The following is a 17904-nucleotide window of genomic DNA, read 5'->3' on the forward strand; positions in this document are numbered from 1 at the left end:
GCTCATGAAGGCATTATTGTGTATGGGAGGTAGTATCATGATTTTCATTCGCAAGGTAGCAAGTGAGGCAGATGATGGCTTTTTATTTCAGGTATATGCTAGTACACGTGAGCAAGAGATAGCTGAATGGGGATGGACCAAGCAACAGCAGAAAGAGTTTCTACAGATGCAATACACCTGTCAAAAGCGCTCTTATGAAAGTAATTATCCACACATGGAATGGTACGTAATTGTTCACCAGAAGGAGCGGATCGGTCGATTATTAATTGATAAGCAACCCGACTACTGGACTCTTGCAGATATGACGATTCTGCCAGCCTATCAGAGGAGAGGATATGGTTCACAGCTACTTCAAGAGCTGCTAGAATCGGCTAATCAAGCCGGGGCTAACGTTCGCCTGCATGTTGCTGCAACCAATCAGCGGGCAAGAGATCTGTATAAAAAGCATGGCTTTCAAGAGATTGATCATTCAGGTATCTATGTGCAAATGGAATGGAAAACCTCACAGTAATCAAGCAGAAAAGAAAAAAGCCAATTCTGTAGAAGAGGCTTTCCTCAGGCGCGTCAGGAATAAAAAAGCTACCGAAAATTCTCCGGTAGCTCGATGTTTCTCATGTTAATCGCTAATCAATCTGCATTATTTTTGTGCAGCCGCATTCTGTCCGGCAATGCGACCGAATACGAAAATGTCGGCGATTGCGTTACCACCTAGACGATTTTTCCCGTGGATCACGCCGGTTACTTCTCCTGCTGCGTAAAGGCCAGCAATTATTTTTCCGTTGGTATCCAGTACATGAGTCTCAGGGTCAATGACTAATCCACCCATGGTATGGTGCACGGAAGGAACCGCTTTTTCAATGTACCAAGGGCCTTGTGTCATTTCGATTAACTTTCCACGATGATGAAAATCTAGGTCTTTACCATTCTTAGCAAATCCATTGACACGGTCAACTGTTTTTTGAAGCTCTGTTATTGGGATGTTAAAATGCTTTGCTGCCTCTTCCAATGTATCAGCCTTCACTAATAAGCCTTCTTTTACAAGCATGTCATATTCATCTTTATGCACGTCTACTGTTTTACCAATATCACCTACAGCTTGGTTCCAGACCTGATAGGCATATTTACCTTCCTGAGCAAGGATCGCTTTCGAAATCACATCGCGGCGCTCTAATTCCTCTACAAAGCGCTTACCACTTTGGTTCACTAAAATAGCTCCATCAAAACGCGTATCCGCTACCAATGAAATAACACCTGTCTTTGGATTGCAGATTGGGTATGTTTGAATACTCTCCATATTTGTGATGGCTGCCCCGATTTTTTCGCTCATCACGATACCGTCACCAGTTGTACCAGGAGTATCGGTAGACATGTAGCTTTCATCTAAAATTGGGTTGTATTTCTTACGCATTTCTACGTTGGAACCGAATCCACCAGTTGCAACAATGACACCCTTGCTTGCGTTAAAGGTAATTTCTTGACCAGCGGCAGTTTTGGCTTTAACGCCAACGACACGACCTTCGCTATTTTTCAATAATTCTTCCGCTTTCGTTTCCGTTTTGACAGGAATTTGCAGCTGATCAGCTTTTGCTTTTAGTTTTGTAATTACTTCTGCGCCAGTGTGACCTTTAGGGATGAGGGCACGAGGCACAGAGTGACCGCCGAATTGGAATAGGTGATCTGGTAAAAATTCCACCTTTATTTCATCCCTTAGCCATTCTGCTGCGCTTGTTGCATTATCTGTCAACACACGCACCATAGCAGGGTTCCCTACGTTATCCCCGCCTTTTAAGGTGTCTTGGTAGTGGGACTCCTTGCTGTCTTTTATGCCTTTTTTTGCTTGTACCCAGTTGTTAGCAGCATTCATCTCTGCGCCGGAAATCAGAGTGTTACCGCCGACGGATGGCATTTTTTCCAGCAGAACTACAGAGGCCCCGGCTTTTTTCGCCTCCATAGCAGCCGCGAAGCCTGCACCACCTGCGCCAATGACTACTACATCGTAATTTTGTACAGCCTCCTCTTTGACTGTTGCAAAAGTATCTGAACCTTTAGCAGTTAACGTCAGTCCGGATTTACTCAAGGCGTCCCCTACAGCATTGATATAGCCTTGGCTTGTAAGAGTAGAACCACTTATCGCATCTACCTCCGTGCTGTTTTTGGCAATGATTTGGTCTCGCAATTTCTTGTATACCGGCTCGGATAATACTTCATTTTCCTTTTGTTCGAGAACCTTAATATCTGAAAGCTCGTTGTTTGTAATTGTCACCTCAACCTTGATTGGGCCATGTTTACCGTCAGCTTGACCGATAGCTTTCACAGTTTCACCTTTTGCAGGGGCGGTGCCTTGATTGCTGCATCCAGCCATGGCTACTATGATAGCCATACTTAAGAAAAGCATAAAAATCCTTGATAAACCCTTCAAGACGATAACCTCCTTGGATATATGTATAGTAATGAGAAGGGAGAGCAGGAAAAAATCTGAATCATAATTCTTGATTGCAACCAAGGATACTCATAATCGGTTCACCATGATTGTAATAACCATTCATAAAAGCTTAAGTGAAAAAAATCACAATTTACAGATAGCGTCATCCTGTATAGGTACGATGTGATTCTAAAGCGTTTTCATATCAAGTGTTTTAAGCGATTGTGTTTAATCTGTGAAGTTATGTTGACGAGATTTTCAAGATGAAAATAGTGCTATAAGTCTTAAAATTCAAATTAAATTTCCGTCTGTTACAATGAAAAGAGACGATGATGCTACAGGGTAAAGGAGACGTATTCATGAAACGGAAATATGCAGATGTAACAGGGTGGACAACAGTGATAGACAAGCATTTTATACCATTGGCCCAACGTGGAGAGTACTTTGACGGAATCATTACTGGTCTCGTTCTAACAAAAATGGAGGAACCATACTGGGTAACGTGTAACGAACAAGAAATTTGTATCGCTGATGATGGATACGTCTGGATACAATGCTTTCCCGCGGGGCGGCATTATGTTATGACCGCGATGATAGATCAGACAGGTAAAGTAGTCTACTTCTATTTTGATATTGTTCTTAGGCATGCTATAGGGGAAAATGGTGTTCCTTGCTATGATGATTTGTATCTAGATTTAGCGATGATGCCTTCTGGGATCACTGAGATTTTGGATGAGGATGAACTGGAGGAGGCGTTCCAAAACAACATGATTAGTGAGTGGGAGCGTGATTTGGCCGTAATGGAAATGGAACGGCTGGTCGCAGAGGTAGCAAATGATACATGTATCTTACCAAAGCTAGTGCTAGCTCATGCGACAGAATGGCGAGATATCGTCCTGCAAGTAAAAGAATCCTCCCAATAAAGGAGGATTCCTTTTGTATTATTTAGCTGGTGGCTCTACCTTCATTCTGGGAACCTCTGGCTTGCCTAGCGGATTGTTGTACAGATAGTCCGGCACTTCTCCCACGACAAGAGAGTTGGTAATGGGAATGGAGGTTGTGACAATGGTTTGATCAGTTGCAAAAGGTATGATCACTTGCAAGCGAACTTCTACTTGCAGATAGATCGTTACCATCACCATGTTAATCCCAGCTTCCGATAGCTTAGGGTCAAGCCATGTTTTTGCAGAACCAACAGGGCTAAAGGTGATCGGTAATTTAGGCCCCGTATCGGACAAGAAAGAGTTGCCTGAGGCTAATCCCAGAGGTACGCGAGCTTCAATTTTTTCACTTTCAAACTCTTTTAGTCTGTTTTTAATACGTTGATTGGCTTCCCCCATGATTTTTGAATATCCTTGAAAATTAAAATTAATAGCCCGTATTTTATTATCGCTGTCCTTCTCAATGTCTAGAACTTCGGCTGTATTCATATCAATTTGAGCGATCTTTTTGGTCACCGCGTCTGCGATGGCCTCTTTGGCAATTTGCTCTGATTTCTGCTTGGCGATCACTAATAAGGTAGGTTTAATTTTTTGCTCTAGGAAGACGATACTCTGGATGATGATTGCAAGAAAAATAATGAAGGTAATAAAAAAAATTTTCTTTTTGGACGTCCGAATGCGCCGGCGTCTCATGCGAATAGCCATCTAGATCACCCCATCTGTAGACTATATGTTACAAATAGGGAGAAACATGACAGCTTGCCAAGGGTTCATGCAAAGAACTTCATTTATGAAGTGAGAATATTTCGTTTATAATGAACGGTAAATCAAAAAAAGGAGTGAAGCGCATGCCCTACAAGGTTATCTTTTTTGATATGGATGGCACGTTGTTAAATGAGCAGAAGCAGATTCCAGAGGATACTCGAAAAGCACTCCGTCAGCTACAGGCTAGCGGGATTCATACGGTTATTGCTACTGGGCGTTCACCGTTTCATGTTCGAGACCTCGCAGAGGATTTAGGAATTGAGACACTGGTATGCTTTAATGGTGCGTATGTAGAGCACAAAGGGGAAGTGGTTTATTCTACTCCTATTGATGCTGAAAGTATTGAGAAACTGTACCAGCTTGTGATGGCACGTGATCATGCTCTTGTGTATTTGAGTGACGACTCCTTTTATGCGACACATGAGGGAAATGAGATGGTGAATCGTGCTGTTTCCTCTATTCTATTTGACCCGCCCGGCATGAATGCAGAGGCATTCCGTAACAAGCCGATTTACCAATGCTGGCTTCACTGTGCTCAAGGAGAAGAAGGGGTCTACGAGCAAGACGATGCGCTTCAAAACGTGCGCTTTTTCCGTTGGCATGATGTGTCCTTGGATGTGATGCCAAAGGATGGCTCTAAGGCAAAAGGCATTGAAGCCTTGCTACAGCACCTAACAGTAGATCGGTCAGAAGCGGTAGCCTTTGGTGATGGCAAGAATGACATTGAGATGATTCAATTTGTAGGAATGGGAGTAGCGATGGGAAATGCGCATCCTGACGTATTTCCACACGCAAACTATGTCACGAAGCACGTAGATGAGGGCGGTATCAGCCATGCTTTAAAGGAATTGAACATCTTGCTGTAAAGGAAAGCCGACCGTCTTTTTCAGGGACGATCGGCTTTATTTCATTAGCTAGAAAAATTGTCATTTTACCTGTGATTTACCACACATCTGCTGGTCTTTTTCTATACTATACTCGGTCTGTACACAGATAAAAAGAGCAGTAAAATCCTTGGTATATCAATGCTTTACATGAAGTGAAAATAGATCATAGAGCGAATTTAGAATCACGTAGAGTCATTTTTGTGCATTATTTCACAAACATATATAGAATATTTTGGGGGGATTGTCTATGAAGAAGCAACGTCTCGTATTAATCGGAAATGGTATGGCTGGCGTCAATGTTATTGAACAAATCTTAAAGAACAACAAAGAGATGTATCATATCACAATCATAGGAAACGAACCGCATCCCAACTACAATCGCATTATGCTTTCGTATGTGCTGGAAGGCAGTAAAACGATTGATGATATCGTGTTAAATGACTATAGCTGGTATCAAGACAATCAGATTGATCTACAAACAGGCACAGCAGTGACTCATATTGATACCGAAGCGAAAAAGGTGTACACAGATAATGGATCGGTATTTTCTTACGATAAAGCCATAATCGCTACTGGCTCTCAACCATTTGTTTTACCTGTGCCTGGTGCGGATAAACAAGGAGTAATTGGCTTTAGAGACATTCAGGATTGCAATCAAATGATAGAAGCTGCTAAAACCTGTAAAAAAGCTGCCGTGATTGGTGGCGGTCTGTTGGGCTTGGAAGCAGCTAAGGGCTTGGTTCATTTGGGAATGGAAGCAACGGTCGTGCATTTAGGCAATGTTTTAATGGAACGGCAACTGGATGACACGGCAGCAAACATGCTAAAAGAAGAACTAGAGCGTCAGGGCATCCGATTTGCAATGGAAAAACAAACGGTAGAGCTGCTTGGCGACGAGCGAGTCTCGGGACTTCGTTTTGCAGATGGAAGCGCTTTGGAGACCGATTTTGTTGTAATGGCAGTGGGAATCGTACCGAATACCAGCGTGGCCAAAGCAAGCAATATTGAGGTAGCACGAGGAATTGTTGTAAATGACCTGCTGCAAACATCGGCACCAGATGTGTATGCGGTTGGGGAATGTACTCAGCATCGCGGACTTTGCTACGGTTTGGTAGCTCCATTATTTGAACAGGGTGCTGTATTAGCCAAGCATTTATGTGAGCTTGAGACGAAGGGCTATGAAGGCTCCGTTGTATCTACTAAATTAAAAATTTCTGGAGTTGACGTATTTTCAGCAGGTGAATTTCAGGATCAAGCGGATATGACCATCGTACGTATGCAGGATGATTGGAAGAAGATCTACAAGAAGATTCTGATTCGAGACAACAAAATCGTCGGCGGAATCCTATTCGGCGATGTTAATGAGTCTGCTCGCTTACAAAAGCTGATCAACAACCACACAGAAATGACCGACGAGGTGTACGCTTCCATAATGGGCGGAGGAGCTTGTTGTGGTGGAGGAAATCAAGCAGCTTTAGTAGCGGAGATGTCTGATGAAGAGATCATCTGCGGCTGTAACGGTGTCACAAAAGGGAGTATCGTGACAGCGATAAAGGAACAAGGCTGCTCAACGGTAGATGAAATAAAAGCCTGCACTGGTGCAGCACGATCCTGCGGGGGATGTAAGCCAATGGTGGAACAAGTGTTGCAATATGTGCTTGGAGATCATTTTGATATCAATGCCAATAAACAGGGAATTTGCGGATGTACTACGTTAAGCCGTGATGAAATCGTAGCCCAGATACAAGAGATGGGCCTTGCTACGATTAAAGAAGTAATGCATGTATTAGCATGGAAAAACCCAGAAGGCTGCTCCAAATGCCGTCCTGCATTGAACTATTACTTAGGAATGATTCATCCGACAACGTATCAGGACGAAAAAGCTTCACGCTTTGTGAATGAACGTTTGAACGCTAACATTAATAAAGACGGTACCTATACGGTAGTACCACGTATGTACGGCGGGGTAACGACAGCGGAGGATTTGAAAAAGATTGCTGATGTGGCTGTGAAATATGATGTGAAAATGGTCAAAATGACAGGTGGACAGCGAATCGACCTGGTGGGTGTACAGAAGGAGGATCTGCCAAAAGTCTGGGCAGAGCTCGATATGCCGTCTGGTTATGCCTATGCCAAAGCCTTGCGTACAGTGAAAACCTGCGTTGGTTCTCGTTTCTGTCGATTTGGGACTGTTGATTCGATTGGGATGGGTATTGCTTTGGAGAAAAAATTCGAACGTCTCGATATGCCCGCTAAATTAAAAATGGCGGTAAACGGTTGTCCACGCAACTGTGCGGAGTCCTGCACAAAAGATATCGGGATTGTGGGTAACGATGGCGGATGGGAAATCTATGTTGGCGGTAATGGCGGTATTAAAGCACGTGTCGCTGATTTATTGTGCAAAGTAAAAAACGATGAGGAATTAGTTGAGATTTGCGGAGCAGTCATCCAATACTATCGTGAGACAGGCAAGTATCTAGAACGTACTTCTGAATGGGTCGAGCGAATGGGGTTGGAAATGATTCATAAAAATGTGGTTGAGGATGTAGAGAATCGTCAGCAGCTATTTGCTCGTATCGAATTAGCACTTGCTCAAGTCCAAGATCCATGGCAAAAAGTACTGCAGGATCAGGAAACCAGAACAAAGCTGTTTGAACCAATTAAGGTGGAAAGTCTGTCATAGTACAGAAATGATAATGGACCAATGTCATGAAAAAAAGGGGGAAAACAGGATGGGAGATTTCACTAAAACAATCACGATTGGACGAGTGGAAGAGTTCCCTGTTCAACTGGGGAGAGTGGTACAGCTAGGGGAGGAGCGAGTTTGCGTCTTTCGATTATCGGATGGGAATATGTATGCCCTTGAGGATAAAAGTCCGTATCGGGGAGGGCCTTTATCAGAAGGCATCGTTTCCGGCAAATATGTATACGATCCTCTTTATGATTGGAAGATTTGCTTACAAAGCGGTCAGGTTCAGGCTCCTGACACAGGCCAGGTCAAAACCTATCCATTACAGGTGATAGATGATATTGTTTCGATTCATATGGAGTGCAGGTAAAAGTGAATGATACAGGTTTATAACCTGTATCATTTTTGTTTTTTTGATGATCCGAAATGTGTTATATATCAATGGTTTTTAGTGTTACAACAGTTTTATAAGTGAAATGAAACAAATTTGTGAACCATATCACAAAACAGGTACAAATGTGATCTTTTTCACACACTGAGGTGCAATCTCTCTTGTATGATGAAACTGTAAAGAGCAGTTGTTCAGAATGGAAACAAGCTCTTTTACGCAATAAATCCTTCAATAGCTTTTTAATCATATAGAATGGCCTTCGTTACAGGCAGAGACACCTCATGTAAAGAGTTGTGCTGCCGAGTACAGAACAACGAGCCAATACTTGAGGAGGTATGTAAGATGGCGATTCAAGAGAAAGACCTGCAAACATTTGAACACGCATGGAGAGGCTTTAAGCCAGGGAAATGGATGAAAACGATTGATACTCGTGACTTCATTGAAGAAAACATCACTCCTTACCATGGCGATGATAAATTTTTGGCTGGTGCTACTGCTAATACAAAAGCACTGTGGGACATCATCTCTGACTTAACAAAAAAAGAACGTGAAAATGGTGGGGTTCTTGATGTAGATGTTAACACTCCTTCTACTATTACATCCCATAAACCAGGTTATTTGGATAAGGATAAAGAAAAGGTTGTAGGTTTACAAACAGACGAACCATTCAAGCGTTCGCTTCAGCCTTTCGGTGGAATCCGCATGATGATTGATGCTTGCAAGGCGTACGGCTTTGAAGTGCCGGAATCAATCATTAAGTTGTTTACCGATATTCGCAAAACACATAACCAAGGCGTTTTCGATGCCTATACAGAAGAAATGAAAAAGGCTCGTCGTGCAGGCATTATTACAGGTCTTCCAGATGCTTACGGTCGCGGCCGCATTATCGGTGACTACCGTCGTGTAGCTTTATATGGTGTTGATCGTCTAATCGCTGAGAAAAAAGGCGACCTCCAACAATTGGAAGTAGATGCTTTAACAGAAGATGTTATTCGTTTACGGGAAGAAATCTCCGAACAAATTCGCTCCCTTCAAGAACTAAAATTGATGGCAAAAGAACATGGTTTTGATATTTCTGTGCCTGCTAAGAACGCACATGAAGCATTCCAATGGTTATACTTTGCTTACCTAGCTGCTATTAAAGAACAAAATGGAGCCGCAATGAGTTTAGGACGTGTTTCCTCGTTCTTAGATGCTTACATTGAGCGTGACCTTGCTGAAGGTACATTGACAGAGGAAGCGGCACAGGAACTGGTTGACCATTTCGTTATGAAGCTGCGCATTGTTAAATTCCTGCGTACTCCTGATTACAATGAATTATTCTCCGGCGACCCAACCTGGGTAACTGAATCCATCGCTGGGATGTCCTTGAGTGGTAAAACTCGTACAACGAAAAACTCTTTCCGTTTCTTGCATACACTCTATAATCTTGGTCCGGCTCCAGAGCCAAACTTGACTGTTCTTTGGTCTAAAGATCTTCCTGAGAACTTCAAAAAGTTCTGCGCAAAAGTATCCATTGAAACAAGCTCTATCCAATACGAAAACGACGATTTAATGCGTCCGTACTTTGGTGACGATTATGGTATCGCCTGCTGCGTATCCGCTATGAGAATTGGTAAGCAAATGCAATTCTTTGGCGCACGTGCTAACCTTGCGAAAGCACTGCTTTATACAATCAATGGTGGTGTGGATGAGAAATCAGGCGTACAGGTAGGACCTCAATTCGCTCCTATTACTTCCGAGGTGCTTGACTTTGATGAAGTCATGGCGAAGTTCGACAATGTTATGGAGTGGCTCGCGAAGCTATACATGAATACATTAAACGTAATTCATTACATGCATGATAAATACTCTTATGAGCGTATTGAAATGGCATTGCACGACCGTGAAATCCTCCGCACGATGGCTTGCGGTATCGCTGGTTTATCTGTAGTAGCAGACTCCTTATCTGCAATCAAGTATGCGAAAGTAAAACCGATCCGTAATGAACAAGGTATTGCGGTCGATTTCGAAACAGAGGGCGAATATCCTCAATATGGTAATAACGATGATCGTGTTGACTCCATTGCAATTGATATCATGGAGCGCTTCATGAACAAAATTCGTAAGCATAAAGCCTACCGTAATGCGTTGCCAACAATGTCAGTACTCACAATCACCTCCAACGTAGTTTATGGTAAAAAGACTGGTACGACTCCAGACGGACGTCAAGCTGGTGAACCATTTGCACCGGGGGCGAACCCAATGCATGGACGAGATAAAAAAGGTGCTTTAGCATCCTTGTCTTCCGTAGCTAAACTTCCTTATGAACATAGCTTGGATGGTATCTCTAATACATTCTCAATCGTGCCAAAAGCGTTGGGCAAAGACCTAGAATCTCGCGTTACTAATATGGTTGCGATGATGGACGGTTACATGACGCCAGACGGCGGTCATCACCTAAATGTAAACGTATTTGACCGTGAACAATTGCTGGATGCGATGGAACGCCCAGAAGATTATCCGCAATTAACCATTCGCGTATCCGGTTATGCGGTTAACTTCATCAAATTGACTCGTGAACAGCAATTAGATGTTATCAACCGTACTTTCCATGGCAAAATCTAGGCTTACATGTATCCCGACTGTTTCCGAGGCAGCTAGCTGGCTGCTTCGGACAACAGCAAGGGAAGGAAAGTGACGGAGCATGACACACTAACTTAGAACAGCTTTCCTTCTCTTGCTGTTGTGTAGAAAGGATTGATCAACATGAAAGGTCGAATTCACTCCCTTGAAACATTTGGTACTGTAGACGGTCCAGGTATTCGATTTGTACTATTTTTGCAAGGCTGTGCTTTAAAATGCAAATTTTGTCATAATGCAGATACATGGGATACAAGCGGTGGAACAGAGATGACGGTAGACGAGGTCTTGGCTGAAATTGAACCCTATCTGAATTACTATCGTAACTCTGGCGGAGGTCTGACAGTCACAGGCGGCGAGCCGACCCTGCAAGCTCCTTTTGTAACGGAGGTATTTACTGCTGTTAAAGAAAAATGGGGTCTTCACACTACGCTAGATTCTTCAGGCTTCTGTGACACAGCTAAGGCGGATAAATTACTGGAAGTGACCGATTTGGTCCTTCTTGATCTAAAACAGATGAATCGCGAAAAACATATCTGGCTTACCAGCCAACCAAATGATCGGACGTTAACATTTGCCAAGTTTTTATCTGATCGCGGCAAAAAAATGTGGATTCGTCACGTGTTAATCCCAGGTATTACGGATTCGGCTGGTCATTTGCTTGAAATGGGGGAATTTATTGGCTCCCTACAAGGTGTGGAAAAAGTAGAAATTCTACCTTACCATGAAATGGGCATATATAAATGGGAGGAGCTGGGCAAAGAGTATCCGCTAAAAGGACAGCGCTCTCCCTCAGAGGAAGAAGTTAAACGTGCCTATGAATTAATTGAAAAAGGCAGAACGAATCAGCTTCAAGTAATTAAATAAAAGATAGTCGATAAAGCCAAACTCGCTCTGGATTAAGGAGGGTTTGGCTATTTTATTGCGGCAAATGATCTCTCGTGTAATCTTTTAATTGCTCACCCTTTTTCCACTATTAAGTTCGCTTTTGTCAACATTCCTTATGACGGAACTAGATTTTCATTTTGTTAAATACGAAACGAGACCATTCTAGTATTAAGTCATGAACAAGACATTGTGAATTGCCAAAAGATAGTCCATTGATAGAATGGAGAATGGATCTTGGAAGCAGATAAGATTTTTAACAAATCATAGTAAATTTGACCTAGAAGAATCGGGGATTTCCCGATCTTTTTTCTTGTGGATGAGCAAAAAACCTATTATTGACAAAAATGTAAATTAAATATAAGGTTTAAATGAAAAAATCAAATTTTATTAAGGGAGGTAACAAAATGTCAAGAATGACGGAAACAATGGTCTCTGAAAGAGAAAGAGAGATGCAGAAGCAGGTAATGCAAAAATTCCGTTCCAAAATTAGTCCTTCTCTAGCTAAGATTGTGAAACAATCTCAGGGTGTAGCCAAGCAATTTGTACCAAGTCCCTATGAAGCATTAGAATACGGCACAGAAAAGCCTTTTGAAGAGGGCAAAAATAATAAAGGAATATATGGACTTGAAAGAATATACGAGGATCGAGCAGTATTGACTCCTTATTTTGAATGTTCTGCCTATTGTAGATACTGTTTTAAGAAAACCCGTACGTTAGCGGGAGAAGCCAAGCGGATGTCGGATGAAAATATTGCAGATGCGATCAACTATATAAGCAATGATGATCGGATTAAAACGGTATTAATTACCGGCGGGGACCCGTTTCTCGATGTAACATTACTGCATAAGGTTCTACAGCAAATCAAGGAAATTGATCATGTACGAAACATCCGGGTAGGTACGAGAAATATTTTATTTGCTCCCGAAAACATCACGGATGAAACAGCAGAGATGTTATCGGAATTTAATCAAATTAACTACGACAACCCGCGTTTATCCAAGAACCTTTCCATTGGTTTATCACTAAATCACCCAGATGAACTTACCCCAGAAGTTATTCGCGCTGCCCAAAAGATCATTTCTCGCGGTATTACTATAAGAGGACAAATTGTTTTGATGAAAGATATTAATGATAATACCAAAACGATGAGGGAATTAATAGAGCTGTTTCTCTGTAATGGGATTGTGCCTTATTATCTTTTCCACTGCATGGCTGTAGTCGGAGCTAAGCATTTCCGTACATCGGTTCAGAAGGGAATTGATATTATACGTGAACTATCCGCTTTCTCTGGTAGCATTGCTCCGCATTATGTTTATGTAACTCCAATTGGTAAGCATCGAGTCGGTACGAATTCCCAGCTCGATTATGTAGAGATTGAGGGACAACGGTATATTCGCTCCACTACACCATATAAAGCAGCTGATTTCTTACATTTCTCTGATAACACGATGCTGCCGCCTCTCCACGAAATAAATGAAAACGGATACATTGTTTCTCATTATCTTGACGGAGATGACAATCCGATGGAGGCATTGATATGAAAGAATTAATCGTATTTATTGAAAATCTCTCGGTAGTTCCTACCATTAATCGCGCTGTTCATGCTACGAAAATGGGGTACCAGTGTGCAATCATTACTCGCCCTCTCACAGAGCATGAAAAATCGAAAATCGCTCAATTAGAAGAAGAAAACCACATTCCTGCTTTGTTTGCCGAAATTATTGAGACTACTGATTTTGGCTATGAGGAATTAGAAAAAAAGGTCTGCATGCTTGAGGAAACATATAAAATTTCTGCTGTACTTAGTATTCTTGGATTATTTTCAAGCGCAGGTTTATTAGGGGCTGATGTCGCGAAGATAGCTGAAAAAAGAGGACTGCCATCTCAGGACTCAGATGCGTTGTATCGTACAAACAACAAATATCTTATGCGTGATGCACTAAGACATGCTGGAGTGCTAACGGTTGATTATGGGCTAGCAGTCGATGTGGATTCAGCAGTCGCCCATGCGGAACGGATTGGCTATCCGGTGATTTTAAAGCCGATTAACGGAGTTGCTTCTCATTTAATTCTTAAATCCCACAATCAGCAAGAGGTAAGGGATAATTTTACATACGCCCTTCAAAAGCTGCCTGACTGTAATTATTCCAATCTTTATGCATCCTGTCACACCTATGCGGCGAAGGATGGGAATCTTATTGATTTTAATCCCATGGGTTGCATGCTAGTGGAAAAATATATGAATGGTCGGGAAGCTAGTGTAGAGATGGTGATCACAGAGAAGGAAATCATTCCTCTGCTTGTGCATGATAAGCTAAAAGTCACAGAAGAAAAGCAGGTGTTCTATGAGCATCTTCTGGTCGTTCCTCCTCTTCGCTTTACAGAGAAGGAAGTTGAGGAGCTCAAACATTATGCAGTGGAAGCTGTTCGCGCTGTTGGCTTAAAGAATTCGTTGTCCCATGTTGAATTGCGCTATGACGAAAAATTAGGTCCGCAGGTATTAGAAATCAATCCGCGTATAGGTGGTATGTGTGTTAAGGATAGCTTAGAAACAATGCTTGGGTTTGACTCGGTAAAAGCCCAATTGGGAATTGCTTTAGGAACCTATGAATTACCTACTCTACCAAACCAAGAACAAACCCCTCACGCCATGTTTACTTTATATCCAAAGGAGAGCGGGATTCTTCGAGCGGTAAACGGACTAGAGGAGCTTGAAAAAATTCCTGGGGTATTAAGAGTAACACAAGTCTATCCGATAGGTGCAGAGATAAGAGGGGACGAGGAAGAAGTATTTCTAGTTATGTGCTGGATGCGTGGAGAAAGCTATGAACATATTGAACAAGTGTATGAAAAGGCGTGCGAGCTAGTCACGTTTGAAATCGAGAAATTGGTTAAGGTGTAGGAGGAAAGAACATGACAACAACAATTCCAGCAGGACAGAATAATAAAATGCGGTACATTTACCAGTTGATTGCTGGAAGAACCATTTCAGATATAGGCAGTTATTTAGATATGATTGCACTAAATCTGTATGTGTACCTATTAACGGGCAGTGCTGTTTACATGGGATTATTTATGGCTGTTCGTTTATTGGGAAGCTTTTTAGCAGGTTTTTATTCTGGTATGCTAGCAGATAAATTTAACCGTAAAAAGCTAATGATTATTAGTGACGTTGTGCGGTTTTGTCTTCTATTTTCTCTATTTATTACACCACAAGAATATCATTTTTATATGCTGTATGTTGTGATCTTTGGTATGGGAATGTTTAGCTCGATGTTTAACGTATCCATGCAATCCAGTATTCCTATGCTTGTTTCACCGGAAAATAGAGTAAGAGCCAATGCTTTATTACAGTCTTGGCAAGCCATTGCCATGGTTGTGGGGATGCTCTCAAGTGGGATTCTCATTAATCTGTTAAGCTATCAAAATATTTTCTTGCTTGACTCCCTGACGTATTTGCTTTCGGCTGTGAACCTAATTAGCCTGCCCATTAAAACGAATGAAACGCGAACTCAATCAGATCAAAAGGCTTCGTTTTTTTCAGAGTTTTCGTTTATTTATCGGTATTTACGTGTAATTCCCGTTTTATTATCTTTAATGACGATTCGATTATTTGATACCTTTGGTTCCGCAGCGCATAATGTAGGGATACCGATTTATTCGTCTATGATTAAGCCGGACAATCCCTCTATGATTATGGGCTTTATATGGGGAATCTGGGCAATTGGTAATCTTGTCGGTTCTCGTTTTATGAGTAAGCATTCTAAAAATGCTAAGGAAGTATTCACCGAAAAAGCATTTGGCATCTCGACGATTTTAATGTCGTTCTTCTTTATCTTACTGTTTGCGTTCTCTACAACGTATCTTCTGCTTGTCTGTGCTTTCTTAGCGGGAGTATCTGACGGTATATCGGCCATTTGCTATAACTCCCGCCTACAGCAGGTATCTGATGACAAGCGTGGTCGTGTTTTTGGAGTATCCTCCACGTTGCAAACCATTGGATTTGCGTTTGGAATGCTGATTTGTTCCCCTTTATTTGAAATCATGCTGCCGATATGGGTAGTAGGTATCCTTCATGGTGTACCTATGGTCATGGCGCTGATATTCACGATCTATTTCTATCGGAAATGGAAAGCACCAACTGAAGTTGCTTCTTCGTAAAGAAGAAAGGATTAGCTTGGCACCGCCAAATGTAGCGGTGCCTTTTGTATCGAGGAGTCGGGTTATACACTCCGACAACTTGCTTTTAGTCTTTACCTAGTTTTTCTTTATCCGTTTACAGTCAAAAAATTTTTTCCGGTAAAAAAAGCATACCAATCCGGCAGGAAACAGGTACAATGAGAACTAAGACTTATACATAACAGGCGAGTTTTGCCAAGACAAAGGAGGATATTGCATGCTACAAAATCTTAAACCCGTGTGGGACTTAGATAGCATCTTTCCTGGAGGAAGCGACTCAAAGGAATTTGCTGCATTCTTGGATAAATTAAAGGAACAAACGGCTTCTTTAACGGCTGATTTAAAAGCGTTAGAAGCTCCTACAACGCTTGAGCAGCTTAAAAAACTAGAAGCGATTGTAGCACGTTTTGAACAGGTACGCTCTGATTGGATGCAGGCAAGCTCATTCGTTTCCTGCCTTGAGGCACAGAATGTACATGATGGAAAAGCTCATTTTCTGCGTGATCGTGTAACACAATTAGGAGCGGCAAATCAAGAAACAGGAACATTGTTTGATCAGTACATTTTAGAAGTGCCTGAGGAGCTATGGAAGCAATTCCTAGAGTTAGACAGCATGAAACCAATTGCTTTCATTCTGGATGAACGCCGTCAATTAGGGGCGGCTAAGCTTCCTACTGAGCAAGAAATTTTGGCAGGAAATTTAGCAGTAGATGGGTATCATGCATGGTCGCAGTTATATGACGTGATCGTTGGACGCATGCATATCCCAAGCGAGAAAGATGGGAAAATTGAGAAATTATCAGTCGGGCAAGCTTTTAACCTGCTCTCTGATACTGATCCTACAGTTCGCAAGCAGATGTTTGCCAATTGGAAACAAGCGTGGTCTGAAAATGAAGACCTATGTGCAAAAGCATTGAACCATTTAAGCGGCTTCCGTTTAGCATTATATAAAGAGCGTAAGTGGGATGACTTTTTGAAAGAGCCGGTTGAGATTTGCCGTATGAGCGAGAAGACGCTGAATGTCATGTGGGAGGTTGTGGAGAAGAATCGTGAGCGCCTAGTTCCTTATCTAAAACGGAAAAAGGAATTACTTGGCATCGATTCTCTGTCTTTCTACGATTGGACGGCACCATTGCCTGGCAGTACCAGCAAAATGAGCTACGATGAAGCAGCCCAATTCATTACAGAGCAGTTTGAGAAATTTAGTCCCAAAATGGCTGAATTCGCAACAATGGCCTTTGAAAAACATTGGATTGAAGCTGAGGATCGTCCTGGCAAGCGACCAGGCGGCTTTTGCACCGATTTACAGTCCAGCAAAGAAACGCGTATTTTCATGACGTTTGACGGTAGCATGTCTAGCACCTCTACACTGGCTCATGAATTAGGACATTCCTATCACACCTATGTAATGAAGGATTTGCCTGAGCTGGCGAAGGATTATGCCATGAACGTAGCCGAAACAGCTTCCACCTTTGCAGAATTAATCGTGAAGGATGCTGCCCTACAAAATGCAAAATCTGATGCAGAACGTATTTCCATGATCGACGATAAGCTTGGTGATGCCGTTTCCTTCTTTATGGATATCTTTACTCGCTTTACATTTGAGAAGAAATTCTACGAACAACGCAAGAATGGAATGCTAAGTGCGGAAGAGATTAATCAACTAATGGAAGAAGCGCAGAAGTTCGCATTTGCTGGAGCTTTAGACGAATACTTCCCTAACTTCTGGTCCGCTAAGCTTCACTTCTATATTAGTGATGTTCCGTTCTATAACTTCCCATATACATTCGGATACATGCTAAGTGTTGGTTTGTTTGCGCAGGCACAAAAAGAAGGGGCTTCCTTTGAGGATAAGTATATTGACTTCTTAAAAGACACAGGTCGCATGACAGTAGAAGATCTGGCGAAGGCTCATCTAAATGTAGATTTGACGCAACCAGATTTCTGGCAAAGTGCTGTAGATGCTGCTTTGGCAAACATTGATGAATTTATGACGCTAACAGAGAAAAAAGCGTAAACATTCTATCTAACGTAACAAGCAGGAAGAAAAGGGAAAAGCTCTCATATAAGAGGGCTTTTTCCTGCATCTAAAGCAATCATCTAATCCATTAATTAGAAGC

General features: G+C 42.1%; 13 protein-coding genes. 11 read left to right on the plus strand and 2 right to left on the minus strand.

Annotated features, from left to right (window positions below):
- The first annotated feature begins 37 nt into the window (after positions 1–37).
- Positions 38–511, plus strand: a complete 474-nt coding sequence (locus QZ995_RS00880) for a GNAT family N-acetyltransferase (protein WP_301801861.1) — start codon at positions 38–40, stop codon at positions 509–511.
- A 126-nt stretch (positions 512–637) separates the two neighbouring features.
- Here the strand turns inward: QZ995_RS00880 and QZ995_RS00885 are convergent, their stop codons facing one another.
- Positions 638–2419, minus strand: coding sequence for a flavocytochrome c (locus tag QZ995_RS00885; protein ID WP_301801863.1), 1782 nt, complete (start codon positions 2417–2419; stop codon positions 638–640).
- 362 nt (positions 2420–2781) lie between these two features.
- Here QZ995_RS00885 and QZ995_RS00890 point away from each other — a divergent pair, with 362 nt between their 5' ends.
- Positions 2782–3345 carry a DUF402 domain-containing protein gene (locus tag QZ995_RS00890; protein WP_301801864.1) on the plus strand — a complete coding sequence of 188 codons (564 nt, stop codon included), beginning with the start codon at positions 2782–2784 and terminating at the stop codon, positions 3343–3345.
- A gap of 18 nt (positions 3346–3363) precedes the next feature.
- On the opposite strand, the gene yunB is transcribed toward QZ995_RS00890, so the two are convergent.
- Complete coding sequence (gene yunB, locus QZ995_RS00895) at positions 3364–4068, minus strand: sporulation protein YunB (protein WP_301801865.1); 705 nt, start codon at positions 4066–4068, stop codon at positions 3364–3366.
- Between the two features lie 143 nt (positions 4069–4211).
- Between yunB and QZ995_RS00900 the strand changes: the two genes are divergently transcribed.
- The 9 genes from QZ995_RS00900 (at position 4212) to QZ995_RS00940 (ending at position 17801) form a co-directional block, all read left to right on the plus strand.
- A complete protein-coding gene (locus QZ995_RS00900; protein ID WP_301801867.1) occupies positions 4212–4994 on the plus strand; it encodes a Cof-type HAD-IIB family hydrolase in 783 nt (260 codons plus the stop codon).
- Positions 4995–5262: 268 nt separating this feature from the next.
- Positions 5263–7698, plus strand: coding sequence for a nitrite reductase large subunit NirB (gene nirB / locus QZ995_RS00905; RefSeq protein ID WP_301801869.1), 2436 nt, complete (start codon positions 5263–5265; stop codon positions 7696–7698).
- A gap of 49 nt (positions 7699–7747) precedes the next feature.
- Positions 7748–8074, plus strand: coding sequence for a nitrite reductase small subunit NirD (gene nirD, locus QZ995_RS00910; RefSeq protein WP_301801871.1), 327 nt, complete (start codon positions 7748–7750; stop codon positions 8072–8074).
- Positions 8075–8437: 363 nt separating this feature from the next.
- Positions 8438–10702 carry a formate C-acetyltransferase gene (pflB, locus tag QZ995_RS00915; RefSeq protein WP_301801873.1) on the plus strand — a complete coding sequence of 755 codons (2265 nt, stop codon included), beginning with the start codon at positions 8438–8440 and terminating at the stop codon, positions 10700–10702.
- A gap of 141 nt (positions 10703–10843) precedes the next feature.
- Positions 10844–11584 carry a pyruvate formate-lyase-activating protein gene (gene pflA / locus QZ995_RS00920; RefSeq protein WP_301801875.1) on the plus strand — a complete coding sequence of 247 codons (741 nt, stop codon included), beginning with the start codon at positions 10844–10846 and terminating at the stop codon, positions 11582–11584.
- Between the two features lie 425 nt (positions 11585–12009).
- Positions 12010–13146, plus strand: a complete 1137-nt coding sequence (locus QZ995_RS00925; RefSeq protein ID WP_301801878.1) for a KamA family radical SAM protein — start codon at positions 12010–12012, stop codon at positions 13144–13146.
- On the plus strand, positions 13143–14507 hold the full coding sequence (locus tag QZ995_RS00930; RefSeq protein WP_301801880.1) for an ATP-grasp domain-containing protein: 1365 nt from the start codon (positions 13143–13145) through the stop codon (positions 14505–14507). The genes QZ995_RS00925 and QZ995_RS00930 overlap by 4 nt, the downstream gene beginning before the upstream one ends.
- A gap of 11 nt (positions 14508–14518) precedes the next feature.
- The gene (locus QZ995_RS00935; protein ID WP_301801881.1) at positions 14519–15766 is read left to right on the plus strand and encodes an MFS transporter; all 1248 of its coding nucleotides are present in this window, start codon (positions 14519–14521) and stop codon (positions 15764–15766) included.
- A 235-nt stretch (positions 15767–16001) separates the two neighbouring features.
- Positions 16002–17801, plus strand: coding sequence for a M3 family oligoendopeptidase (locus tag QZ995_RS00940; protein ID WP_301801883.1), 1800 nt, complete (start codon positions 16002–16004; stop codon positions 17799–17801).
- Positions 17802–17904 lie beyond the last annotated feature (103 nt).

The organism is Brevibacillus laterosporus (assembly GCF_030489605.1).
GTDB lineage: Bacteria > Bacillota > Bacilli > Brevibacillales > Brevibacillaceae > Brevibacillus_B > Brevibacillus_B laterosporus_E.